At 63.2% G+C, this 24,014-nt stretch carries 23 protein-coding genes; 10 read left to right on the top strand and 13 right to left on the bottom strand.

Annotated elements, in window-relative coordinates; genetic code table 11:
* Positions 1-18 precede the first annotated feature (18 nt).
* The 3 genes from NKJ09_RS07530 to NKJ09_RS07520 form a co-directional block, all read right to left on the bottom strand.
* Complete coding sequence (locus tag NKJ09_RS07530) at positions 19-1,149, bottom strand: patatin-like phospholipase family protein (RefSeq protein ID WP_023721007.1); 1,131 nt, start codon at positions 1,147-1,149, stop codon at positions 19-21.
* Positions 1,150-1,175: 26 nt separating this feature from the next.
* Positions 1,176-1,958, bottom strand: a complete 783-nt coding sequence (locus tag NKJ09_RS07525; RefSeq protein ID WP_023721008.1) for a 3-hydroxybutyrate dehydrogenase — start codon at positions 1,956-1,958, stop codon at positions 1,176-1,178.
* 201 nt (positions 1,959-2,159) lie between these two features.
* Positions 2,160-3,248 carry a citrate synthase/methylcitrate synthase gene (locus NKJ09_RS07520; RefSeq protein ID WP_352480894.1) on the bottom strand — a complete coding sequence of 363 codons (1,089 nt, stop codon included), beginning with the start codon at positions 3,246-3,248 and terminating at the stop codon, positions 2,160-2,162.
* A gap of 91 nt (positions 3,249-3,339) precedes the next feature.
* On the opposite strand from NKJ09_RS07520, the gene NKJ09_RS07515 reads away from it, so the two are divergent.
* Positions 3,340-4,488, top strand: a complete 1,149-nt coding sequence (locus NKJ09_RS07515; protein WP_023721010.1) for a citrate synthase — start codon at positions 3,340-3,342, stop codon at positions 4,486-4,488.
* Between the two features lie 42 nt (positions 4,489-4,530).
* Here the strand turns inward: NKJ09_RS07515 and NKJ09_RS07510 are convergent, their stop codons facing one another.
* The gene (locus NKJ09_RS07510) at positions 4,531-5,184 is read right to left on the bottom strand and encodes a TetR/AcrR family transcriptional regulator (protein WP_352494173.1); all 654 of its coding nucleotides are present in this window, start codon (positions 5,182-5,184) and stop codon (positions 4,531-4,533) included.
* 101 nt (positions 5,185-5,285) lie between these two features.
* On the opposite strand from NKJ09_RS07510, the gene NKJ09_RS07505 reads away from it, so the two are divergent.
* On the top strand, positions 5,286-5,732 hold the full coding sequence (locus NKJ09_RS07505) for a hypothetical protein (RefSeq protein WP_023721012.1): 447 nt from the start codon (positions 5,286-5,288) through the stop codon (positions 5,730-5,732).
* 127 nt (positions 5,733-5,859) lie between these two features.
* Here NKJ09_RS07505 and phaR read toward each other — a convergent pair whose 3' ends face one another.
* The gene (gene phaR / locus NKJ09_RS07500) at positions 5,860-6,468 is read right to left on the bottom strand and encodes a polyhydroxyalkanoate synthesis repressor PhaR (protein WP_023721013.1); all 609 of its coding nucleotides are present in this window, start codon (positions 6,466-6,468) and stop codon (positions 5,860-5,862) included.
* Between the two features lie 278 nt (positions 6,469-6,746).
* Between phaR and NKJ09_RS07495 the strand changes: the two genes are divergently transcribed.
* From NKJ09_RS07495 to NKJ09_RS07465, 7 genes are all read left to right on the top strand, one after another.
* A complete protein-coding gene (locus NKJ09_RS07495; protein ID WP_352480897.1) occupies positions 6,747-7,931 on the top strand; it encodes an acetyl-CoA C-acetyltransferase in 1,185 nt (394 codons plus the stop codon).
* Between the two features lie 104 nt (positions 7,932-8,035).
* Positions 8,036-8,761, top strand: coding sequence for an acetoacetyl-CoA reductase (phbB, locus tag NKJ09_RS07490; protein ID WP_023721015.1), 726 nt, complete (start codon positions 8,036-8,038; stop codon positions 8,759-8,761).
* Between the two features lie 32 nt (positions 8,762-8,793).
* Positions 8,794-9,093: a hypothetical protein gene (locus NKJ09_RS07485; protein WP_352480898.1), complete on the top strand. Its 300-nt coding sequence runs from the start codon at positions 8,794-8,796 to the stop codon at positions 9,091-9,093.
* A gap of 398 nt (positions 9,094-9,491) precedes the next feature.
* Positions 9,492-12,908: a helicase-related protein gene (locus NKJ09_RS07480; RefSeq protein WP_352494172.1), complete on the top strand. Its 3,417-nt coding sequence runs from the start codon at positions 9,492-9,494 to the stop codon at positions 12,906-12,908.
* Between the two features lie 12 nt (positions 12,909-12,920).
* Positions 12,921-13,307: an RNA-binding S4 domain-containing protein gene (locus tag NKJ09_RS07475; RefSeq protein ID WP_023721017.1), complete on the top strand. Its 387-nt coding sequence runs from the start codon at positions 12,921-12,923 to the stop codon at positions 13,305-13,307.
* A 148-nt stretch (positions 13,308-13,455) separates the two neighbouring features.
* Complete coding sequence (gene fdxA / locus NKJ09_RS07470; protein WP_023721018.1) at positions 13,456-13,794, top strand: ferredoxin FdxA; 339 nt, start codon at positions 13,456-13,458, stop codon at positions 13,792-13,794.
* 367 nt (positions 13,795-14,161) lie between these two features.
* On the top strand, positions 14,162-14,743 hold the full coding sequence (locus NKJ09_RS07465) for a CarD family transcriptional regulator (protein WP_006327799.1): 582 nt from the start codon (positions 14,162-14,164) through the stop codon (positions 14,741-14,743).
* 74 nt (positions 14,744-14,817) lie between these two features.
* On the opposite strand, the gene NKJ09_RS07460 is transcribed toward NKJ09_RS07465, so the two are convergent.
* From NKJ09_RS07460 to NKJ09_RS07450, 3 genes are all read right to left on the bottom strand, one after another.
* Complete coding sequence (locus NKJ09_RS07460; protein WP_352494171.1) at positions 14,818-15,591, bottom strand: amino acid ABC transporter ATP-binding protein; 774 nt, start codon at positions 15,589-15,591, stop codon at positions 14,818-14,820.
* A complete protein-coding gene (locus NKJ09_RS07455) occupies positions 15,588-16,268 on the bottom strand; it encodes an ABC transporter permease subunit (protein ID WP_023721020.1) in 681 nt (226 codons plus the stop codon). Before NKJ09_RS07455 ends, NKJ09_RS07460 begins: the two co-directional genes overlap by 4 nt.
* 121 nt (positions 16,269-16,389) lie before the next feature.
* Positions 16,390-17,163 carry an amino acid ABC transporter substrate-binding protein gene (locus NKJ09_RS07450; RefSeq protein WP_352762550.1) on the bottom strand — a complete coding sequence of 258 codons (774 nt, stop codon included), beginning with the start codon at positions 17,161-17,163 and terminating at the stop codon, positions 16,390-16,392.
* A gap of 328 nt (positions 17,164-17,491) precedes the next feature.
* On the opposite strand from NKJ09_RS07450, the gene NKJ09_RS07445 reads away from it, so the two are divergent.
* Positions 17,492-18,349, top strand: coding sequence for an RNA polymerase factor sigma-32 (locus tag NKJ09_RS07445; RefSeq protein ID WP_031194549.1), 858 nt, complete (start codon positions 17,492-17,494; stop codon positions 18,347-18,349).
* Here NKJ09_RS07445 and NKJ09_RS07440 read toward each other — a convergent pair.
* The 5 genes from NKJ09_RS07440 to thiB all read right to left on the bottom strand — a co-directional run bounded on the left by NKJ09_RS07440 (position 18,346) and on the right by thiB (position 23,971).
* Entirely contained in the window at positions 18,346-18,531 is a 186-nt protein-coding gene (locus NKJ09_RS07440) for a hypothetical protein (RefSeq protein ID WP_352480900.1), read from the bottom strand. The two genes, NKJ09_RS07445 and NKJ09_RS07440, sit on opposite strands and share 4 nt — an antisense overlap.
* Before the next feature lie 72 nt (positions 18,532-18,603).
* Positions 18,604-20,073 carry a M48 family metalloprotease gene (locus tag NKJ09_RS07435; RefSeq protein WP_023721023.1) on the bottom strand — a complete coding sequence of 490 codons (1,470 nt, stop codon included), beginning with the start codon at positions 20,071-20,073 and terminating at the stop codon, positions 18,604-18,606.
* A gap of 243 nt (positions 20,074-20,316) precedes the next feature.
* Positions 20,317-21,108, bottom strand: a complete 792-nt coding sequence (thiQ, locus tag NKJ09_RS07430; RefSeq protein WP_352494170.1) for a thiamine ABC transporter ATP-binding protein — start codon at positions 21,106-21,108, stop codon at positions 20,317-20,319.
* Complete coding sequence (gene thiP / locus NKJ09_RS07425; RefSeq protein WP_352480902.1) at positions 21,105-22,724, bottom strand: thiamine/thiamine pyrophosphate ABC transporter permease; 1,620 nt, start codon at positions 22,722-22,724, stop codon at positions 21,105-21,107. Before thiP ends, thiQ begins: the two co-directional genes overlap by 4 nt.
* Before the next feature lie 233 nt (positions 22,725-22,957).
* Positions 22,958-23,971, bottom strand: a complete 1,014-nt coding sequence (gene thiB, locus NKJ09_RS07420; RefSeq protein WP_352762546.1) for a thiamine ABC transporter substrate binding subunit — start codon at positions 23,969-23,971, stop codon at positions 22,958-22,960.
* Positions 23,972-24,014: the final 43 nt, after the last annotated feature.

Below are 24,014 nucleotides of genomic sequence, written 5' to 3'. Positions count from 1 at the left end.
GTGAAACGGTAAATCGTTCTAGGCCGGACGGCGGGCGGCCTCGGGCTGCTTACGCGCCGCAAGAAACTCCTTGACCCGCCGGCCCGGCGCCGGCCCGCGCACCGGCTTCAAGCCGTCGTCGAGCTCGCCGGACAGATCGATCGTCGGCCGCTTGCCGACGGCGTCGTAATTTTCTTCCAGCCAATCACTGGCTGCGGTGCGGCCGAGGTCACGCAGATAGGCAAGGAACGCCCATTCGGCATTGACCTTGGACGATGCCGACAGATCCTTGAACGCTTCGTCGGCATCGATGCGGTGCATGCGGATGTCGCGATATTCGCCGTGCGGCAATCGGCCGGCGGCGATCAGTTCCTTGACGAAGGCGATCGAGCGGAATTCGCGCAACAGCCCGGCATTGAAGGTGATCTCGTCGATGCGGTTCTGGATCTCATTGGCGCTCTTCGGCGTCCCTTCGCGGACCACCGGATTGATCTGCACCAAAAGCACGTCCTCAGTGGCCGCCGTCTTGAAGAACGGGAACAGTGCCGGGTTGCCGCCATAGCCGCCATCCCAATAGGGCACGCCCTTGATCTCGACGGCGCGGAACAATTGCGGCAGGCAGGCCGACGCCATTACCGTGTCGAGGTCGATCTCGCCGTCCGAGAAGACACGCAACTGGCCGGTCTCGACATTGGTCGCGGAAATGAACAGTTCCATCGACTTGCAGGCGCGCACATTGTCGAAATCGATCTCACGTTCGACCACATCGCGCAGCGGATTGATGGCGAGCGGATTGGCGACATAGGGCGAAAATACCCGCGACATCGTATCGAACAGGAAATAGCCGGGCGTGTTCTCGATCGACCAATTGCCCCAGGCGACGTCCCACGGCATGCGCTGCACTGGGCTGAAGCGGCCCTTTGCCGCCACCGCACGCCAGAAATCATCAAGTTTCCGCCGTGCGCCCTCGACGCCGCCGCGAACGAAGCCGTCGGCCAGCGCGACGGCATTCATGGCGCCGGCGCTGGTGCCCGAAACCGCCGTTATATCGAGGCGCCCGTCCTCGAGCAGCCGATCGAGCACGCCCCAGGAAAACGCCCCGTGCGAACCCCCGCCTTGCAGCGCGATGTTGATCTTCTTTGGCTCCTCCGCCTTGCCGTTTTTCGGCATGGCGTGACCCTTGACCGCTGGACGGCTCACTGAGCGGTCCAGCCGCCATCGACAGAGATGTGCGTGCCGTTGATCTGCGCTGCCGCATCCGAGCACAGGAACACTGCCGCCGCCGCAACCTGCTCGACGGTGACGAACTCCTTGGTCGGCTGCTTTTCGAGCATGACCTCGCGGACCACAGTCTCGCGGTCCATCTTGTTGGCCTTCATCTGGTCGGGGATCTGCGCCTCGACCAGCGGCGTCAGCACATAGCCGGGACAAATGGCATTGCAGGTGATCTTGTCGCGCGCCAGTTCCAGGGCGACCGTCTTGGTCAGGCCCATAATGCCGTGCTTGGCCGAGACATAGGCCGACTTGAACGGCGAGGCCACCAGCCCATGGGCCGAGGCGACGTTGACGATCCGGCCGCCACCGGCCTGTTTCATCAACGGGATGGCGGCGGCGATGGTGTGGAAGGCCGATGACAGGTTGATGGCGATGATCGCATCCCACTTCTCGATCGGGAAGCTTTCCACCGGCGCGACATGCTGGATGCCGGCATTGTTGACCAGGATGTCGACCGAGCCGAATGTCTCGGCTGCCTTCATGACCAGAGCCCGGCACTCGGCCGGCTTCGACATGTCAGCCTTGACATAGGCGGTCTGGACCTTGTGGTGTTTCGCAATTGCGTCGGCGATGGCGTGGTCGTCGGCGGTGTCGGAAAAGGAATTGACGACGATGTTGCAGCCTTCGGCCGCGAGCGCGTGGGCAATGGCCAGGCCGATGCCCGAGGTGGAACCGGTGACGATGGCGGTTTTTCTGGCGGTCAAGGCGGCTTATTCCTTTCGAGGCGGGCTCCCGCGGAACCATGCTGCACTGCAGCATATAGGCTCTCTGCCACCCAAGAACAGCGGATGTGTGGAGCAATGACATGAAATTTTTGTCATGAGGACCTCTCTCACCTTGACGAGAGAGTGTCTGGCACCGGCTGTAGCGGGGCCGGTTTCCGCAAAGCATGCGGGGGAAAATCCTTAGGCGACGAGGTCCGGCACCGGCCCGATATAGCGCGACTGCGGCCGGATCAGCCGTCCGCTCGTCTGCTGCTCGCGGGCGTGGGCGATCCAGCCGGCGACGCGCCCGGCAGCAAAGACATTGGTGAACGCCTCTTTCGGAAAGCCCGCGGCCTCCAGCAGAAGTGCTGTGAAGAACTCGACATTGGTCTGGAGCGAGCGCGACGGCTTGGCGATGCGAAGCACTTCAAGCGCCGCTTGCTCCACGCTTTCGGCAAACGCCAGCCGGTGGCCGGCTTCGCCCTCGGCGCCGAGTTGCCGCACCACCGCTTTCAGCACGTCGGCACGCGGATCGCGCACACGGTAGATGCGATGCCCGAAGCCCATGATGCGGCGGCCGCGCGCGATCTCGTCGCGCAGCCAGATGGCGGCGTCGCCATGCGCCTCTATCGCATCCAGCATCTCGATCACCGGACCTGGCGCGCCGCCATGCAGCGGCCCCTTGAGCGCTCCGAGTCCGGCCAGCACCGCCGAAGTAAGCCCCGCCTGCGTCGAGGCGACCACGCGCGTGGCGAAGGTCGATGCGTTGAGGCCATGGTCGCAAACCGTCACAAGATAGGTATCGAGCGCTTTCGCCAACTTCGGCGAGGCCGCCATGCCGGTCAGCATCCGCAGCATGTCGGCGGCATGATCGGCCTTGCGATCAGGCGCAATTGGGCTTTCGCCGCGCTGCAAGCGCAGCAAGGCCGGCGTCAGCACGGCAGGTGCCGCAACCAGCCTGAGCGCGTCCGGCAATTTGTCGCCGTCCGGCAGTAGGGCAATGCCGGCGCGCATCGCGCTGTAGATATCGAGGGATGCGAGAAACGGCAGCAAGGGTTCGATCCGCTCGAACACTTCACTGCGCGCCCGGCCGATCGCTTTCGCCAGCTCCTTTTCGCCGGGAAGATCGTCGAAAGAGCCGTCGAACAGCAGCCGAACCACGTCGGCGTATTTCCAGCGGCCTGCCAGTTCCGGCAACGAATGGCCCCGGATGGTCAGGCGGCCGCCAAGACCGTCGACATCGGAGAGCACCGTTTCTGCCACCACCACATCATCGAGCCCATTCGCCATTGGTTTTCTCCTTGACCCTTTCCGGGTCGTAGATAAGGGTTGGCGGCTGGACCATCAATCTTGATCAACCGAATCAACGTGCCAGGTTTACATGACTGAGTGGCTGACGCGGGACGAAGCCCTGGAGCGCCTCAAGGTGCGCGCCCAGACGCTCTATGCCTATGTCAGCCGCGGACGCATCGGCATGCGGCCGGATCGGGCCGACCCACGCCGCAGCCAGTATCGCGCCGACGACATCGCGGCGCTGGCGAGCCGCCGGGCGCGCGGCCGAAATCCCCAGGCAATCGCCGAAAGTGCAATTGCCTGGGGTGAGCCGGCGATCGCCACCACGATCTCGACCGTTTTGCACGGCCGCCTCGTCTATCGTGGCCAGGATGCGGTTGCACTCTGCGAGACTGCCACGCTGGAGCAGACGGCAAACCTGCTTTGGGCATCTGACGCACCAGTGTCGTTCGTGTCGGCGAGCCGCCATGGCAACGGCGCAACTGGCCGGCCGGCTGCCTTCGCGGAATTGGCCGCGTTGGCGGCCAAGGGCCGGCCTTCGCTCGGCCGCAGGGCGGCTTCGCTCAACCACGATGCGGCCGGCGCCATCGCCGCTCTGGCCCAGGCGCTCGGCGCGGTTCGCGGAATCGGTGCCGTGCACGAACGACTGGCGCAGGGCTGGTCCCTCGATGCAGCCGGCGCAGACTTGATCCGCCGCTCGCTGGTGCTGTTGGCCGATCACGAACTGAACGCATCGACCTTCGCCGCGCGGGTCGCCGCGTCCACCGGTGCACCTGTTTCGGCCTGCCTGCTTGCTGGCCTCGCCACGCTCTCCGGTCCGCGCCATGGCGGCGCCGCGGAGGCGGTCATGATGCTGGCGGAGGATGCGCAGAGATTGGGGCCGGATGCGGCTGTCGGACGCTGGCTCGGTCACGACAGGCCACTGCCCGGATTTGGCCATCCGCTTTATCCCGACGGCGATCCGCGTGCGGAACCGTTGCTGGCCGCGATCGATGTCGATGATGGGCTGTTACGGCTTTGCGATGCGGCCTTTGCGGCAACGGGCATGCGCCCGAACGTCGATTTCGCCTTGGCCGCGCTGACGCGCAGCCTCCGTTTGCCGTCCGATGCGCCGTTTCGCTTGTTTGCGCTCGGCCGCAGCATCGGCTGGGCCGCGCATGCCGTGGAGCAGGTGACAAGCAGCGGCCTGATCAGACCACGCGCCCGCTACCAGGGACCGCTGCCGGAGTTCCATTAGCTGGCGACGCAATCGCGGGCCCTTTTTTTGGGTGCTGGCGGATTAAGCTTTAGATGGAATGGTCATCCGGCTCATGAAAAGTCGGAGAGCCCGCTGCGCGGCCAGGGCTGGCGGCTCGGACGGATGCCATTCCCGGAAATGACCATCGATCGCCATGCGTGCCAATCCATAAACGAGTGCACGCGCGGCAAGCACAAGATGATCAAAGTCGGTGCCTGGAGCAAGCCGACCCTGTTGTTGCGCTTGCGTCAGCAAGTCGATCATCGTCCGCCGAATAGCCTCATTCTGATCACGAAGGCTGTCCGACCCTTCAAAATCAATCAGGGTTCGGGAACTGATGATCTGGAAATGCGTGGGGTTGCTAATTGCCCATTCCAGATAGCCTTGTCCGATTGCTTCGAAGGCCTCAATGGGATCTGCGCTGTCGATTTTCGACCGCGCCTTGGCAACGGCCTTTGTCAGCCGATCCATGGCCTGTTCGGCGACCGCGGTGAGCAGCGCTGTTTTCGATCGAAAATGCCGGAATGGCGCGCCGGGCGAAACGCCGGCACGTTTTGCGGCCTCGCGTACGGACACATGCTCGGCTCCCCGCTCCTCGATGATCTCCACGGTTGCCGTGATCAAGGCCTCGACGAGATTGCCGTGATGGTATCGCTTGGCATCTCCGGCTTCGTCGGAATCAGTTGTCTTGGTCATCTCAGTCAAATAGCACGAGAGCGGAATGTAATCACTGATTATTTCCCTTGTGTTCGAGCGCTGCGTATGTAATCAATGTTTACATCGCAACGGAGGTTACCATGTTTCGCATCACCGCAACGACTGCCCTCGCTTTCTCCTTATTGTCGCTCGTATCTGCCGAGGCCGAGGATCGGCCCACCCTGGAAGTCGTCTGGCCGACGGCAGGTTCAGTTGTCGAACTGGGCAATTCTCCTGAGAAGGCGATAGGCGTTGTCGTCAGGAGCAACTTCAGGCTGCTCACTGCGGGTGAGTGCGGGGAAATCAAGCAATGCGGCCACGTGCATATGAAGATCGATCCCAACGGAGACACCTGCAACATCCCCGGCAAGCCGTACAACAGCATGAACAGCGACTTTGGCGGTGATCTTATCAAGGCCCGTTTCGGCCATTGCCCGGATGCCGCCGGCAGACACGTGATCGGCGTGCTTCTTGCCGATGATCATCACCGGCCCATTCTAGTAGACGGCAAACCTGTTACCGCTCTGGTGACGGTGACCACGAAATAGGGCATGCCACGAAATAGAGCGTGCCACAAAATAGAGCGTGGATGACATCTTCACCTTCGAGGCGAAGATGTTTTCTGACACAGGCCTGCTGAGGGAAATTTTGGGCCGGCGCTTCGCCGGCCGGCAGTCACGACATCGTGTCGAGCTTGCGCTGCATCGCGGCGATCTGCTCCTTCAGCTCCTGAAGGTCGTCCGGTTTTTCCGGTGTTTCTTTCCTGGCCTGTTCGGCCGGTGCTGCTGCCGGCGCAGACCCCGCAGGCGGGAACGGCGTGAACAGCCGCATGGCGTTCTGGAACATTTCCATGTTACGCCGAGTCTGCTCCTCCAGCACCTTGATCGGCGTCGCGATCTTCATCATGTCCATCGGCGACTTGCCGAGGGCATCTTTCATCTGCTCGCGAAAGCGTTCCTGCTCCTTCGAGAAGGCCAGCATCGACTGTTCGAGAAAGCTTGGCACGATCATCTGCATCTGGTCGCCGTAGTAGGCGATGAGCTGACGCAGGAACGGGATCGGCAGCATGTTCTGCCCGTCCTTGTTCTCCAGCTCGAAGATGATCTGGGTCAGCACCGGATGCGTGATGTCGTCGCCGGTCTTGGCGTCCTGGACAGTAAAGTCCTCGCCTTTTTTGACCATTTCTGCGAGATCCTCGAGCGTCACATAGGTGCTGGTGCCCGTATTGTAGAGACGGCGATTGGCATATTTCTTGATAACAATAGGTTCGTCTTTCGCGGCCATCTGCATCCTCCCCGGACACCGGCCAGCTTAAGTAAGCCGCCGGTAACGATTGCGCCTTGTTAAAGGATATGCGCAAAAGCGTCATGAATCCAAGCTGTTTGTGCAGTGCGGGAACATTTTATGCTGCGCAGCACGGATGGGCCGTCATCGCAGCGACGCGCGGCCTGCTTGCCGCGGAGGAACGCCATGCCCATTTCGGGTTTGACTCGGGTTGTGGAAAGGGCAAGAAAAGTCTCCGACGGCACCCGAAATCGCTCCCCGAAAGTCTGGAGAAGAACATGTCCGCTTCCAACGCCATCGTTGTCGCCAGTGCGGCGCGCACGCCTGTCGGCTCCTTCAACGGCGCCTTCGCCAACACGCCAGCTCATGAACTGGGTGCCGTCGCCGTCAGGGAAGCGCTTGCCCGCGCCGGCGTCGACGGCAAGGAGGTGGACGAGGTCATTCTCGGCCAGATCCTGACCGCGGCTCAAGGGCAGAACCCGGCGCGGCAGGCGGCCATGGCCGCCGGCGTGCCGCAGGAGGCGACCTCCTGGGGCCTGAACCAGCTCTGCGGCTCCGGCCTGCGCGCCATCGCGCTCGGCATGCAGCAGATCGCCCAGGGCGATGCAAAAATCATCGTTGCCGGCGGCCAGGAATCGATGTCGATGGCTCCGCATGCGCAGCATCTGCGCGGTGGCGTCAAGATGGGCGATTTCAAGCTGATCGACACCATGATCAAGGACGGCCTGACCGATGCCTTCTATGGTTATCATATGGGCAACACGGCGGAGAACGTCGCCCGCCAGTTCCAAATCACCCGCGACGACCAGGACCAGTTCGCACTGGCTTCCCAGAACAAGGCCGAGGCTGCGCAGAAAGGCGGAAAATTCAACGACGAGATCGTTGCCTTCACAGTCAAGGGCAGGAAGGGCGACACGATAGTCGACCAGGACGAGTACATCCGCCATGGCGCGACGATCGACGCCATGACCAAGCTCAAGCCCGCCTTCGACAAAGACGGCACGGTGACAGCAGCCAATGCTTCCGGCATCAATGACGGCGCCGCCGCCGTGGTGCTGATGACCGAAGCGGAAGCCGCAAGGCGCGGCATCACGCCGCTGGTGCGTATCGTTTCCTGGGCGACCGCCGGCGTTGACCCGCAGATCATGGGGACGGGACCGATCCCCTCCTCGCGCAAGGCGCTGGCCAAGGCCGGCTGGTCGGTCGGCGACCTCGATCTGGTCGAAGCCAACGAGGCCTTCGCCGCGCAGGCCTGCGCCGTCAACAAGGACATGGGCTGGGACCCGTCCATCGTCAACGTCAATGGCGGCGCCATCGCCATCGGCCATCCGGTCGGCGCCTCGGGCGCCCGCATCTTCAACACGCTGGTCTACGAAATGCGTCGCAGAAGTGCCAAGAAAGGTCTTGCCACGCTGTGCATCGGCGGCGGCATGGGCGTTGCCATGTGCGTGGAAGCATTGTGATGAGATAAGCGATACGAATAGGATACTGGCGCAAAGCGAGTAGGGAAAAGAGGGCAAACCCTACCGCTTCAACGCTCACTCATCTGCATTTCCCGGGAGGACACATGACAAAGGTTGCAATCGTCACAGGCGGGTCGCGCGGCATCGGCGCGGCGATATCGGTCGCCTTGAAAAGCGCCGGCTATTCGGTTGCCGCAAACTACGCCGGCAATGAGGAAGCGGCAGCAAAGTTCAAGGCAGCGACCGGCATCCCGGTCTACAAATGGTCGGTTGCCGACTACGAGGCCTGCGCTGCCGGCATCAAACAGGTAGAGGCCGATCTCGGTCCCGTATCGGTGCTGGTCAACAATGCAGGCATCACGCGCGACGCGATGTTCCACAAGATGACGCGCGAGCAATGGAAAGAGGTCCTCGACACCAACCTTTCCGGCGTCTTCAACATGACGCATCCGTTGTGGGGCGGCATGCGCGACCGCAAATTCGGCCGCGTCATCACCATCTCCTCGATCAATGGCCAGAAAGGGCAGGTCGGCCAGGTCAATTATTCGGCCTCGAAGGCCGGCGATATCGGCTTCACCAAGGCGTTGGCCCAGGAAGGCGCGCGCGCCGGCATCACCGTCAACGTCATCTGCCCCGGCTACATCGCCACCGAGATGGTCAAAGCGATGGACGAGAAGGTGCTCAACGAGCGTGTCCTTCCGCAGATCCCGGTCGGCCGTCTCGGCGAGCCGGAGGAGATCGCGCGCTGCGTCGTCTTCCTCGCTTCCGACGATGCCGGGTTCATCACCGGCTCGACCATATCAGCCAATGGCGGGCAGTACATCGCCTGACCGTTTATCTTTACGTTGAGATAGATACGCGCTTGGACGAACGGGCCTGCAAAACGGCCCGTTTCTATAGCGGTCTTCCCGTTGCAAGATCTCGATTCAGCACGCTGCCCCAATCCGGCACGCAAAGGTTAACGGCCGCTGCGCAGCCTGTGCAAAAACTGCCCGGCAGCCTGTGGATTCTCGGTGGAAAAGCTGTTCACAACACAACATGTTGCGGTGAACAAACCAAGAAACTTTGCCTATCGCTGATTCGTCGCCGATTCGTTCCGGCTTTGAGCGGAACGTTAACGGCGAGAGCCGAAAACACCCTCGAAATGATTAAAGCGCATTAGGAAACATCAATAATTTCATAATGTTGGGCGAAGCAGATTGGCCGGCCACGATCATTCACCGGCAAAGGTTAACGGTGGTGCTCGTTTGAATGCCGCCTGCATGAATCGGGCCAGTTTCTGTGATTCAGCATGTGGTGAGACTCGCCGGCAGAAATCCCAGATGTAGCCGTGAACAAAACCTGAATCAGCGCGAGTCAGTGATTCGTCGCTGATTCGTTCCAGACTCGTTCCAACTGTTAATCGGGAACAGATTTCTGGCTTCGAACCGACCAATCAGCCTGCCCTCGGCACATTCCGCTTTCGCTTCGCGCCCGAAATCCCTATGTGTCGCCTGTCATACGCGGCCAATATGGGCGCGCTCCCGACAATGCGAGGCAGAGAGCCTTATTTCCAGGCCGATGAACATCCATCCGAAACACACTGAACCGCTGATCCTGTCGGGTCGAGACGTGACGGCCGTGCTCGGCCCGACCAATACCGGCAAGACCCATCTCGCCATCGAACGCATGGTGGCGCATGAGAGCGGCGTCATCGGCCTACCGCTCAGGCTGCTTGCCCGCGAGGTCTATACGCGCGTCTGCGAGAAGGTCGGCGCCCATAAGGTTGCGCTCATCACCGGCGAGGAAAAGATCCAGCCGGCGGGCGCGAAATACTCGGTCTGCACGGTGGAAGCGATGCCGCGCGAGACCGACGCCGCCTTCGTTGCCATCGACGAGGTCCAGCTCGCTGGCGATCTCGAACGCGGCCACATCTTCACCGATCGCATCCTGCATCTGCGCGGCCGCCAGGAGACGCTGCTGCTGGGTGCGGCCACCATGCACGGCATTCTGCAGCGCCTGCTGCGGGGCGTGTCGGTGGTGACCCGGCCACGGCTGTCGCATCTTGCCTATGCCGGCTCGAAGAAGCTGACCCGCCTGCCGCGGCGCACCGCGATCGTCGCCTTCTCGGCCGACGAGGTCTATGCCATCGCCGAGCTGATCCGCCGCCAGCAGGGCGGTGCCGCCGTCGTGCTCGGCGCGCTCAGCCCGCGCACCCGCAACGCCCAGGTGGCGCTGTTCCAGTCGGGCGATGTCGACTACCTCGTCGCCACCGACGCCATCGGCATGGGCCTCAACCTCGACCTCGACCACGTCGCTTTCGCCCAGAATCGAAAATTCGACGGCTACCAGTACCGCAACCTGACCGCGGCCGAGCTCGGCCAGATTGCCGGCCGTGCCGGCCGGCATCTGCGCGACGGCACCTTCGGCGTCACCGGCCAGGTCGATCCGCTGGATGAGGAATTGGTCAAGAAGATCGAGGCGCATGATTTCGATCCGGTGAAAGTGCTGCAGTGGCGTACCGCGCATTTCGATTTCGCCAACCTCGATGCGCTGAAGCGCTCGATCGAGACCAACGCCCCGGTCGAAGGCCTGACGCGCGCACTGCCGGCCGTGGACGCGCAGGCGCTCGAGCATCTGTCGCGCGACGAGGACATCCGGGCACTCACCACCGACGCCAGGCGGGTGGCGCTGCTGTGGGAAGCCTGCGCGCTGCCCGACTACAGGAAGATCGCGCCGGCCCAGCACGCCGACTTGATCGCCTCCATCTACATGGACCTTGCCAGGCACGGCCATGTCGACGAGAACTACATGGCCGAGCAGGTGCGCCGCGCCGACACCACTGAAGGCGATATCGACACGCTATCGCACAGGATTGCCCAGATCCGCACATGGACCTTCGTTTCCAACCGGCCCGGCTGGCTGGCCGATCGGGCACACTGGCAGGAAAAGACGCGCGAAATCGAAGACAGATTGTCGGATGCGCTGCATGAGCGGTTGACGAAACGTTTTGTAGACCGCAGGACTTCCGTCCTCATGCGGCGCCTTAGAGAAAACACGATGCCTGAAGCCGAAATCAGCCCAACCGGAACCGTCCTCGTCGAAGGCCATCACGTCGGCGAGTTGCAGGGTTTCCGCTTCACCGCCGACCAGAGCGCCGGCGGCGAGGACGCCAAGGCGGTGCGGGCGGCGGCGCAGAAGGCGCTTGCCGCCGAGTTCGAGGCGCGGGCCGAACGCTTCGGCGCCTCGGCCAATGGCGACATCGCGCTGGGTTCGGATGGCACGCTGCGCTGGATCGGCGCGCCGATCGGCACGCTGGTCGCTGGCGAAGACGCTTTGAAGCCGCGTCTCGTTCTGCTCGCCGACGAGCAACTCACCGGCCCGGCCCGCGACAAGGTTGCGGCGCGCGCCGAGCGCTTCGTCAATTTCCAGATCGAATCCCTGCTGAAGCCGCTGGTCGATCTCAAGAATGCCGAGCAGATCACCGGCATCGGCCGCGGCATCGCTTTCCAGCTCGTCGAGCATTTCGGCCTCATCAACCGTCGCGACATCGCCGACGAGATGAAGTCGCTCGACCAGGAGGGCCGCGCGGCGCTTCGCCGTCTCGGCGTGCGCTTCGGCGCCTACCATGTCTTCGTGCCGGCGCTGATCAAGCCGGCGCCGGCCGGGTTGATAACGATGCTGTGGGCGCTGAGAAACGACGGCAAGGACAAGCCCGGCTTCGGCGATGTCGTTCACGCACTGGCCTCCGGCCGCACCTCGGTGGTCATCGATCCAACCTTCGACAAGACCTTCTACAAGCTGGCGGGCTACCGCAATCTTGGCCGGCGTGCTGTACGCGTCGATATTCTCGAACGGCTGGCCGACCTGATCCGGCCGGCGACCAACTGGAAGCCGGGCCTCGGACCTCGCCCCGACGGCGCCTATGACGGTCAGTCCTTCATGGTGACGCCGCCGATGATGTCGATCCTCGGCGCCACCGCCGACGACATGGAAGAAATCCTGAAGGGGCTCGGCTATCGCGCCGATGCCAAGCCGGCGGCCGAGGTCAAGGCGCGGCTCGAAGCACAGGACAATGCCGCGCGTGAAGCGGCCGCTGCAAAGCAGGCGGCGGAAGAGGCAACGCGAGCCGAGCAGGCGAGGATGGCGGAAGCAGCTGCCGCGGCAGAGCCGCCGGCGGAGGTTTCGGCGGAGGCTTCGGAGCCTGTGTCGGATGCGGCTCCTGTTGCGGAGGCGGCCGAAGCCGTGACCGAAGCGGCGGCAGAGCCTGTCGCGGAAGACCAGCCGGAAGCTCCAGCCCCTGAAGCTGCGGCAGAAGTCACGCAAGAGACCCAGCCCGCCGCCGAAGCGGCTGCAGAACCAGCGGCTGAGCCAAGGACGGAACTTGGGGCGGAAACTGAGGCTACGGCACCGGCAGAGCCGCCGGTTTCCGACACTATGGAAGCATCGCCGGCCGAACCTGCAGCAACGGCGGAAGCCGTCGCCGGCGAAGCTGCCCCAGAAGCCGAGGAGCCAAAACCTGTGCTGTTGTGGCGGCAGGGTCGTTTCGACCAGCGCCCGCGTCATCGCCAGCATGACAACCGCCCCCGGGACAATCATCGGGACAGTCGCCCGCGCAATGGTCAAGCTGCGCCGGACGGCCGCAGCGATGCGCCGGTAGATGCCGGCGGGCAACCGACGCCGGGCGACCGGCCCGCCCGTCAAGGGCGCCACGATCAGCGCGACGGCGCCGGCAAGCCACGCTTCGACCGCAGCAAGTTCAAGCCCAAGCCGCAAGGCGAGGCGGCAGAGCAGCGCGCCGGCAAGCCGCAAGGCGAACGCCTCGACCGGCGCGAAAACCGGCCCGACTGGAAGGCTGGACGGCAGGACGGCAAAGGCGGCGCCCAAGGCGCAAAGCCCGCCTTCCAGCCAAAGCCGCGTGAGGAACGCCCGGTCCGCTTCGATCCGGACTCGCCCTTCGCCAAGCTCGCCGCGTTGCGCGACCAGCTGAAGAAGTAAGCTGTTCGTCCGATGGTCACTGATGCCCGCCAGCGCATCGACAAGTGGCTGTTCTTCTCGCGCGCGGTAAAATCACGCACGCTGGCAGCCAAGCTGGTCGTCACCGGACGCGTCCGCATCAATCGCGACAAAGCAGCGCAGGCATCCGATACGGTCCGGCCGGGTGACGTTTTGACCATCACGCTCGAGCGGCGGATCTTCGTCTGGAAAGTCCTTGGCACCGGCGCACGGCGCGGCCCGGCCGAAGAAGCCCGCCTGCTTTACGAGGACATGTCGCCGCCCCCCGCGCCCAAGGGCGAGGCGCTTCCGGATGCGGTGCCGCCGTTGCGCGAAGCCGGCAGCGGTCGCCCGACGAAGAAGGAACGCCGCCAGACCGACCACCTGCTCGGCGACGATTGAGCAAGGTCGAACTTCCGCTTTGCCGGGCCTCTGGAATTCCATTCCGGAAACCCCGGCACCGCTGGCAAGGGCTGCCCTTGCCAGCGGCGGACAAAGGCGTTACCTCACCAAAAAAGCCCAACAAAATGGGACGTCCCGGAGCCGACCAATGACCTATGTCGTGACCGACAATTGCATAAAATGCAAATACATGGACTGCATCGAGGTCTGTCCGGTCGACTGTTTCTACGAAGGTGAGAACATGCTCGTCATCCACCCGGACGAGTGCATCGACTGCGGCGTCTGCGAACCGGAATGCCCGGCCGACGCGATCAAGCCCGACACCGAGTCGGGCCTCGACAAATGGCTGCAGATCAACACCGAATATGCCGATAAATGGCCCAACATCACCGCCAAGAAGGAGCCCCCGGCCGACGCCAAATCCTTCGACGGGGAAGCTGGCAAATTCGAGAAATATTTCTCCCCGGAGCCCGGCGAAGGCGATTGACGAGAGCGCTGATTGCGGCAGCCTGACGCGGCGTAACAGCCGTGATACATTAACTGCCTTGACAGGCGGCGATGGCGCATGGCCTTCGCGCGTGCAGCAAAACCTTGATTCTTCCGACTTTTTGTGTTATATCAGCCCAACATGCCGGTGACACAACGTCGATTTATGGCGCAAACGCCCCAAATCACTGAAAGGTGAATTTCTCAATCCGGACCAGAGCGATCTGGGGCAGGCGGTCGCAATGTTGCGATTTGCCGGTCCTGGTCTTCCGGTGAGTTCATCGTTGTGTGGCTAAGGACCGGTCACCCCGGTCGCACGAGTTCGGGCCGGCACGATGCCGGTACCACAACAAGGAGTTCAGGGCGTAATGGCAACGATCACCCCGCAGAAGAAGTCCACCGCAGCGCGCCACGGTTTCAAGACCGGCGAGTACATCGTCTATCCGGCACATGGTGTCGGCCAGATCGTCTCGATCGATGAGCAGGAAGTCGCGGGCCACAAGCTGGAACTGTTCGTCATCGACTTCCAGAAGGACAAGATGCGCCTCAAGGTGCCAGTCGCCAAGGCGACTTCGATCGGCATGCGCAAGCTGTCGGAAGAGGATTATGTCGAGCGCGCGCTGAAGGTCGTGCAGGGCCGCGCCCGCGTCAAGCGCACCATGTGGTCGCGCCGCGCCCAGGAATATGATGCCAAGATCAACTCCGGCGATCTGATCTCGATCTCGGAAGTGGTGCGCGACCTCTATCGCGCCGACAACCAGCCGGAGCAGTCCTATTCCGAGCGCCAGCTCTACGAGGCGGCCCTCGACCGCATGGCCCGCGAGATCGCGGCCGTCAACCGCATGTCGGAGACCGAAGCGGTGCGCCTCATCGAGGTGAACCTCAACAAGGGCCCCAAGCGCGGGGCCAAGGCCGACAACGAGGAAGCCGAGCAGGAAGAAGCCGCCTGAGCCTTTTCGCTTTCGAATTCAGAAAACCCGGCCTCACGCCGGGTTTTTTATTTTTGGGATCGGCGAATGCATATCTAACCTTCGCCACCGCCCTCCCTTTCCGCCTCCTGCTTCAGCGTCGCGATGAACCGCTTGGTCCGCTGGCGCTCCGGGTTGCTGAACAGCACCGCAGCCGGCCCTTGTTCGACGATGTTGCCGGCATCGAGGAACACCACTTCCCGCGCGATCTTGGAGGCGAGCCGCAGATCATGCGTCGCCATCACCATGGTCGTGCCCTCGCTGGCGAGCTTGCCGAGCACGTCGACCACCTCTTGCGCCAGTTCCGGATCGAGTGCAGAGGTCGGCTCGTCGCAGAGCAGCACTTTCGGCGACGGCGCCAGCGCCCGGGCAATCGCCACGCGCTGCTGCTGGCCGCCTGACAGCGTCGCCGGCCAGGCGTCGGCCTTGTGCGCCATGCCGACCTTTTCGAGCAGGGCGAGCGCCCGTTTGCGCGCCCTTTCCTTGGGCCATTTCAGCACCGTCACCAGCCCCTCCATGATGTTCTCGATCGCGGTGCGATGCGGAAACAGCTGGAAATTCTGGAACACCATGCCGGTCTGCAGCCGCAGCCGCTGGATATCCCTGGTCGAGACCCTGCCGCCGGGGTGGAATTCGAGTGCATCGTCGCCGATTCGCACCGTGCCTGAAGTCGGCAGCTCGAGCAGGTTGATGCAGCGCAAAAGCGTACTTTTCCCGCCGCCCGATGGCCCGACAAGCGCGGTGACGCTACCTTCCTCGATGGTGACGGTCACACCCTTCAGCACCAAATTGTCGCCGAAACGCTTTTCGATGTTGGTGAGGCCGATCATGCGCGCGCCTCCAGGAAGCCACCATAGCGGTTAAGCCGCGTTTCCAATCGGGCCTGCAAGGCCGACAGCACGGAGCTCATGACCAGGTAGAGAGCCGCTGCCTCGACATAGAGGATCAGCGGCTCATAGGTGGTGGCGACAATGCGCTGCGCCGCCTGGAACATCTCGGGCACGGTAATGGCGGCGGCGAGCGATGTATCCTTGACCAGTGAGATGAAGGTGTTGGACAGCGGCGGCACGGCGACGCGCCCCGCCTGTGGAAGAATGGTGCGCCGCATTGCCTGGGCCCAGGTCATGCCGATCGAATAGGCCGCTTCCCACTGGCCCTTCGGCACCGAACCAATGACGGCGCGGATGATTTCCGACGAATATGCGCCGATGTTCAAGGTAAAGCCGATCAGTGCTGCCGGAAAAGCGTCGAGCAGGATGCCGACCGATGGCAGGCCGTAGAAGATAAGGAACAGTTGCACGAGAAGCGGCGTGCCGCGGAAGATCCAGACATAGAAGCGGACCACGGCGACCAGCGGTTTGGGACCGAACAGCCGGACAAGCGCCACGACCAGGCCGAGGACAAGACCGAATGCAAACGACAGCAGCGTCAACGGCACGGTGAAGATCAGTGCAGCCCACAGCAGCGTAGGCAGGGATTCCAGCATCAATTGCAGCCAGTGCGGCACGAAGCCTCCTCCTTGCCAGATTGCCGTCGCTCATATCACGCGAAAGCGGCGGGCCGTCAAAGACAGCTCGCCGCGACATGAACGACGCGGGCCGGCATTCGGCCCACGCGAGAAAAGCCGTTTACTTCGAAACGTCCTGGCCGAAATAGGTATTGGCGATTTTCTGGTAGGTACCGTCGGCCTTGATGTCGGCCAGCGCCTTATTGATGGCGGCCACCAGTTCCGGATCGCCCTTGCGCACGATGACGCCGGAATAGTCGGCGTTTTCTTCCTGCGCGGCAATCTTCACATTGGCGTCGGGCTTGTGCTTCTTGAAGTCGAGGAAGGACAGGCTGTCGTTGATGGTGGCGTCGGCGCGGCCGGTGAGAAGAAGCTGGATCGACTGGTCGAAGCCGTCGGTGCCGACGAGCTCGGCGCCATTGGTTTCAGCCAGCTTGCCGAAATTCGAGGTCAGCGACTGCGCCGCCTTCTTGCCCTTGAGATCGGCGAAACCCTTGATGTCGGTGTTGTCGCCGCGCACGATCAGCACCGCCTTGGAGGCGATGTAAGGATCGGAGAAATCATATTTGGCCTTGCGCGCCTCGGTGATGCCGACCTCGTTGATGACGGCATCGTAGCGGTTGGCGTCGAGACCGGCGATCAGCCCGTCCCATTTGCCTTCGAGGAACTGGGCTTTGACGCCGAGGCGCTCGGCGATGGCCCGGGCGATCTCGACGTCGAAGCCGACCAGCGCGCCGGAAGCATCATGATAGGTGAAGGGCGCATAGGTTCCTTCCGTGCCGACCTTGAAGACGCCGGACTGCTTGATCTGGTCGAGATTGGCGCCGGCATGACCGGCGGCGATTGCCAGAACCTGCAGCGTTCCGGCGATAATGAGCGATTTGAGCCATTTCATTTTTCTGTGATCCCGTCCTTGGCCGATGTCCGGCGTCGTTGCGAGTGCCGGAAAATGACAGATGCGCGATGCCAAAATAAGAAACTAAATTTCAAAAATCTCGCGCCCTTGAAATCCCATTCTCAACCAACACCTCCCGGCGCCACCCGGCTGAGTCAAGGCCGATGGCGAATCGCCTGGAACAGCGCAATCGGCATGACAGTCCGGGGGAACATTCCCCCGCATCGCACGTTCTTGGCTGTTGTAGGGCGCGGCGCCGCCATTTCAACCATCGGCGCCAACTCACGATTCAGCGATCGCACCGCAACGCCTGAAGCAGGAGCGCGGCATGATGCAAGACAGTGCAGGACGGACCATGGTTCGCGCGGCGATGAAAGCCCCTTACCTGGAGCGCGACGAAGAGCATCTCCTGGCGCTGCGCTGGAAGGAGAACAATGACCAGCACGCGCTGCACCGCATCACCGTCGCCCATATGCGGCTGGTCATTTCTATGGCGTCGCGGTTCCGCCACTACGGCCTTCCCCTGGGCGATCTGATCCAGGAAGGCCATGTCGGGCTGCTGGAGGCCGCGGCCCGTTTCGAGCCCGAGCGCGAGGTGCGGTTCTCGACCTATGCGACATGGTGGATCCGCGCCTCGATGCAGGATTATATCCTGCGCAACTGGTCGATCGTGCGCGGCGGCACCAGCTCGGCGCAAAAGGCGCTGTTCTTCAACCTGCGGCGCCTACGCGCCCGCCTGGCAAACGGCGCCGAGCAGACGTCGAATGCCACGCTTTACCGCGAAGTGTCGGCGGCTCTCGGCGTTTCCGAGGCCGATGTGGCGATGATGGATTCCCGCCTTTCGGCACCCGACAGCTCGCTCAACACGCCGCTTGCCGACGATGCGGGCGCAACCGAGCGGATGGAGTTCCTGGTTTCGGATGACCCGCTGCCCGACGAGGTCGTCGGCGACACGATCGATGTCGAACGCCGCTCTGTCTGGCTGAAGACGGCGCTCGGCGCGCTCAATGCGCGAGAACTCAGGATTATCGAGGAGCGCCGGCTGAGCGACGAGGGCGCGACGCTCGAAGCGCTCGGCGAGACGCTCGGCATCTCCAAGGAACGTGTCCGGCAGATCGAGGCGCGCGCCATGGAAAAGCTCAAGGCAGCTTTGGTGAAGCAGAACCCGGAATTTCTCGCAGCCTAACGTGCCACGTCCTGGCTGATTATTTCTTGCCCGCTGCCCGGTTGATGCTGTTTGACATATGTCAGGCCTACCGCCAGTGAAATCGAAAGCAGGTAGCAGACCACCACAAAGAACCTTGGAAACCTGCTGCGCTCCGCTTTAGCGACCAGCGTTTTCATCATGAAATTGAAGAAAGTGTACAAAACCGCCTCGTTGCATGGCGCGCAGCTTGCCACGGTATTCAGGCTCTGGCCCTTACACAAGCAGCGTCGCGATTACTTGTCGGTGACGATCTTGACCTTGTCGCCGGCCGAAACGGCGGCGCCCGGCGACAGCGCGTTGAGCACCCTGAACAAATCCAGCTTGCGGTCGACGCCGACCATCTGTGCGGCCAGGGAGCCCATTGTCTGGCCGGGCTGCACCGTGACGATGCGGATACGCAGCGGCTTCAACGCCGCCTTCTCGGCAGCACTCAGGATGCGGAACGAGCCGCTGACCGAGCGCGCCACCGTGCTCAGCGAGGTGCTGGCCGAAGGCGCCGCGGTCAGCAAGCGGTAGACCTGGCCGCCGGCGCGGATCACCGCAATATCGAATTGCCAGCCATCGGCGCCGGCATGCGCGGTTGCCGCTTCGTTGCCGTTGATCGTTTCCTGGCGCACGCTGCTGTCGTCGAGGCCGGCAACCCAGCCGCTGCGGATGTAGTCGGTCAGCGAGCGGCCCTTGTCGATCGAAACGCCGTCGAAGCGGATCGCGATGTCGCCCGGGCCTGTCGCCGTCACCGCCGCTGCCGAATTGTCGATGATGAAGCCGTTGGGCACCGAGAACGACACGCCGAGGCCAGGATGCAGGAAAGTTTCGCCGCGCACATAGCCTTCCTCCGGTGTGTCGCCGTAAAGCAGCCCGTCTACGCCGGAAAGGAATGAATCGCGATCGCGCGACCCGACACCGGGCGCGCCGAACTGGCGGGCGTGGCGCTGCGCGAGGTCGATACGCTGCGGCGTGTTGGGGTGCGTCGCCAGGAAGTCGAGGCTGGCGTCGGTGGCGCCGCTGATCGAGCGGAAATCGGTATAGGCCGACATCGACTGCAAGAAGCGGCCGGCAGCGTAGGGATCGAAACCGGCTTCGCCGATCGATTTGATGCCGATGGCGTCGGCCTCCAGCTCCTGATTGCGCGAGAACTGGGCCAGCCTCAGCTTGCCGCGGATCAGCGCCGCCTTGGCCGTCGGGTTGTCGCCGAGCACATCCGAAACGACCTTGGTCGCCAACCCCTCTTCGGCTTCCAGCTGCTGGCGCTGCAGGCCGTGATTGGCCGTAACATGGCCCATTTCATGCGCAATGACGGCGGCAAGCTCGGCTGAATCGTTGGCCAAGGCAAGCAGGCCCCGGGTGATGTAGAGATAGCCGCCCGGCAGCGCGAAGGCATTGACGTTGGGCGAGTTGAGGATGGTGATGCGGTAGGTCTGGGTCGGGTTGGCCGACACTACGGTCAGTCTGCCGACGATCTTGGCCACCATGCGCTCGAGCTTGGGGTCGGAATATTCTCCGCCATAGGTGGCGAGGATGCGCGGGTGCTGCGCCTTCGCCAGTTGGGCGAGCTTGCCGTTGGCGGCGACGTTGTCGACCGTGATCGGCTTGTCTGAGGGCTGAAAGCCTGATTCCTGCACGTCGGGAGGCGTGAACATCTGGCAGCTTGCCAGCGCCACGGCAAGACCGGCCAGCGCCAGAAAGCGCGCCAGCGGTTTCACCCTCCGATTGTCGATGCCGGTCGGCAGATCGGCTTCCTTTCAAGTCCTGGCACGTGACCGCGAAAATCGGGCGCGATTTCCGGAAAGCATCACGCGCAAAATCAAGTGCTACGGCGTCCGACAGATACGAGGCAGCAAGGGCAAATCACGGTCTAAGCCGGACCAGCTCCTGGCGGACCTAGCCACACTACCTCGACCATGGCAAGCAAGCGCCGCTTCGCCTTCCGCCGGTTTGACCATAAATTATGTCCGCTTCCGGGCAACATCTCGTGATCCAGCCGCAAACGGACCCGAGCCGATATAGCGTCGGAATGCCTCCGGTCCAGCCCCGACGAAAAAATCGGCCGCAGTGCCCGTCGCGGCAACCGTGCCACCATCCAGGAAAACCATGTTTTGCCCGATACGGCGCGCATCGTCCGGCTGGTGCGTGACGAATAGCACCGTCATGCGCTGCTCCGAATGGACGTCGGCGACCAGGTCGAGCATGTCGTCGCGCAGTGCCGGTCCGAGCGAAGCGAACGGCTCGTCGAGCAACAACACCGGCCGGTCGCGCACCAGGACCCGAGCGAGCGCGACGCGCTGCCGCTCACCGCCGGAGAGTTCGCGCGGCAGCCGGCTTTCCTTGCCGGTAAGGCCGACGCGCTTCAGCGCTGCGGCGATTGCGGCGCGGTCAGCCTCGCTCAGCATGAGCGAAGGCGAGCGGCCGAGCCCGACATTCTGCTCGAGGGACAGATGGGCAAACAGGTTGTTTTCCTGGAACACCATCGACACCGGCCGCGCTGATGGCGGCGCAGTGCTGACGTCGGCGCCGCCGATGAGCACGCGGCCTGACCGCGGCGCCTCGAAACCGGCCACCAGATTGAGCAGCGTCGACTTTCCCGAACCGCTCGGCCCCATGATGGCGGTGATTTCCGACGCCGGGAAATCGACATCGAATATAAGCGGCGTTTCACCATAGCTGAACGAGACATTATCGAGCCGCACGGCCGCGCCTTTTTCGACCGAAATCGACCGTTCCGGGCTGATCGGCATCATGATTTCTCCCTCCTTCCCAGCCAGTCCGCGGTCAGCACAAGCGCCAGGCAGACAAGGCCGAGCAGCAGCGCCAGGCCGGCCGCATCCTCGGTGCGGTAGCTGCCCATGCGCGCCAGCAACAGATAGGGCAATGTCTGCACGGAATCGCTGCCGAACAGCGCAATGACGCCGAGATCACCGAGCGACAGCGCCATGGCGAAGGCGAAGCCGGTGGCGAGCGGCCGCCGCAGCGACGGCCAGTCGACCAGACGCAACCGGTTCCAGCCCGAGATGCCAAGCTGTGCACAGAGCCGTTCGTGGCGTTCGCTCGCCGCGTCATAGGCGGGGCGGATGGCGCGGATGGCGAACGGCATCGCCATCACCGCATTGACCACAACCACCATGACAGGGGCGATCGCAAAGACATCGCTGACGCTGCGCAGGAGCAGGAACCAGCCGGCACCGATGACGATGGGCGGCACCACCAGGACGAACCCCGCACCGGTGTCGGCCAGGTGTTCGAGCAGCGTCCGCCTGCCGGTCCGCCGGGTGAGCGCCAGCGCCCGGCGCGCCATAACCAGCGACAGCGACAACGCCAAGGAGAGCAGCGCCGATAGGAGGGAGAGCACGGCACTGGTCGCCGTCGCTTGCCGCACCGCGCTCTCGCCGGCCAGGCGGCCGAGATCGGCGCCAAGCCCGGCCGACAGCGTAGCCGCCATCGGTCCGGCGACAAACAGCAGTGCCAGCCCGATCACCAGTGCGTTCAGCACGGTCTCGGCCGCACCGGCTGAAAAATACCGGCGCGGGGCTACCGGCAGATTGGCGTCGCCGGTCATATTGGCGCCAAGCCGCGTTAGTGCCAGCACGACGACGAAGGTCAGGGCAATCTGCAACAAGGTCAGCGTCACCGCCCGCGCCGGGTCGAAGTCGAAACGCAGCGCCTGGTATATGGCAACCTCCAGCGTCGTCGCGCGCGGCCCGCCGCCGAGCGTAAGCACGATGGTGAAGGAGGTGATGCACAGCATGAAAACGAGCCCGGCAACGCCCGGCAGGGCCGCACGCAACGCCGGCCATTCGATCAGCCGGAAGGCCGGCGCAGCACCCATGCCAAGCTGGCTCGCCAGCCGCCATTGGTTAGCCGGCACCGTCTGCAACGCTTCCAGGAACAGTCGCGTTGCCAGCGGCAGGTTGAAAAAGACGTGGGCGACGAGAATACCCGATAGGCCATAGATGCCGGGCCAGTTCTGGCCGCCAATCGCACCGAGCAAGCCGGCGAAATACCCGGCGCGGCCATAGAGTGCCAAGACACCGAGTGCGGCAACAATGGCCGGCAGCGCCAGCGGCACGGCGAAAAGCTGCAGGACAAAGCCTCGCCCGAAAAACTGTGGATGCCGCGACAGCGCGCGCGCGACGAACAGCGCCGGTGCGACGGAGAGCAGGGTCGACAACAGAGCCTGCCAGAGCGTGAAGCGCGCAACACGGAGGAGATAGGAATCAAAGGCGGAGGCGGCGCCCGACAGGTCGCGCATGGCTTCGACGACGAGCCCGGCGAATGCCCCGCCGATCAGCAGCGCGATGGCGGCGAGCGCGACGATACCGGCAGCGACGCGGGTATCCGATGATGGCGCGCGTTGCACGCTAGACCACCAGATTCGAGATTCTTAGCGAGGATTGCGTTCCTTCGCGCGCCCCTCTGTCCTGCCGGACATCTCCCCCACATGGGGAGAGATTGGCAGGTTCAGCGCTCCGCTCATTCCGGCAATGTCGGAGATTGGCGAAAGCCGGCATGACGGCCAATCTCCCTCCTTGTAGGGGAGATGTCCGGCAGGACAGAGGGGGGCGCCGTAGGGCGATCATCTTTCAATCCGAGCTACTTGCTCATCACCGCCAGCCACTCGTCGACCCAGGCCTTGCGATTTGCGGCGACCTCTTCCGAGCTGAACAGCAAGGTTTTGGTCGGTTTGACGAGCTTGTCGAACGCCGGATTGAGCGGCTTGTCGGTCTTGCCGGCCGGGAACATCCAGTTGGTTTCGGGAATGAGATCCTGGAATTTCGGCCCGGTCATGAAGGCGATGAACTTTTCCGCCAGCGGGTTCTTCGCGCCCTTGGTGGTGATCCCAGCGACCTCGATCTGCAGATATTCGCCTTCCTCGAAGGACGCCGCCTGGTAGCGCGAGGTGTTTTCGGCAACCATGTGGTAGGCTGGCGAAGTGGTATAGGACAGCACCATCGGCGCCTCACCCTTGGTGAACAGGCCGTAGGCCTCGCTCCAGCCCGGCGTCACCGTCAGCACCTTTGCCTTGAGTTTGGCCCAGGCTTCCGGAGCCTTGTCGCCATAGACCGACTTGACCCACAACAGCAGGCCAAGGCCCGGCGTCGAGGTGCGCGGATCCTGGGTGACGATCTTGTCGCCGGCATCGCCCTCGACCAATTCCCTGAGGCTCTTCGGCGGGCTCTTCAGTTTTTCGCTATCGTAGACGATAGCGAAATAGCCATAGTCGAACGGCACGAAGATATCGTCGCTCCAGCCACCCGGCACACTGACGTCCGTCACGGCGCCATGCGGCGAAAACAGGCCGGTTGCCTTGGCGTCCGCCGTCAAATTGGTATCGAGGCCAAGCACGATATCGGCCTTGGTCGCGGCCCCTTCCAGCTTCACACGGTTGAGCAGTGCCACGCCGTCGGCGACCGAGACGAATTCGACGACGCAGGTGCACTCGGCCTCGAAGGCCTTCTTCACCGCCGGTCCCGGACCCCAATCGGCGGTGAAGCTTTCATAGGTATAGACGGTCAGCTTATCCTGTGCCGATGCCTGCCCCGGTAGGGCAAGCGCGGATGCCGCAAGCAGGATAATCGAGGCAAGAGAGTGGAAAAAACTGCGCATCGGCGCCTCCTTCGTTCGCGTTGAAAGGAATTGAGGCGTCGGG

Source organism: Mesorhizobium sp. M0189, assembly GCF_040322135.1.
Lineage (GTDB): Bacteria > Pseudomonadota > Alphaproteobacteria > Rhizobiales > Rhizobiaceae > Mesorhizobium.
Note: the sequence above shows the minus strand (reverse complement) of the source record. Positions and strands in the feature narration are given on the sequence as shown.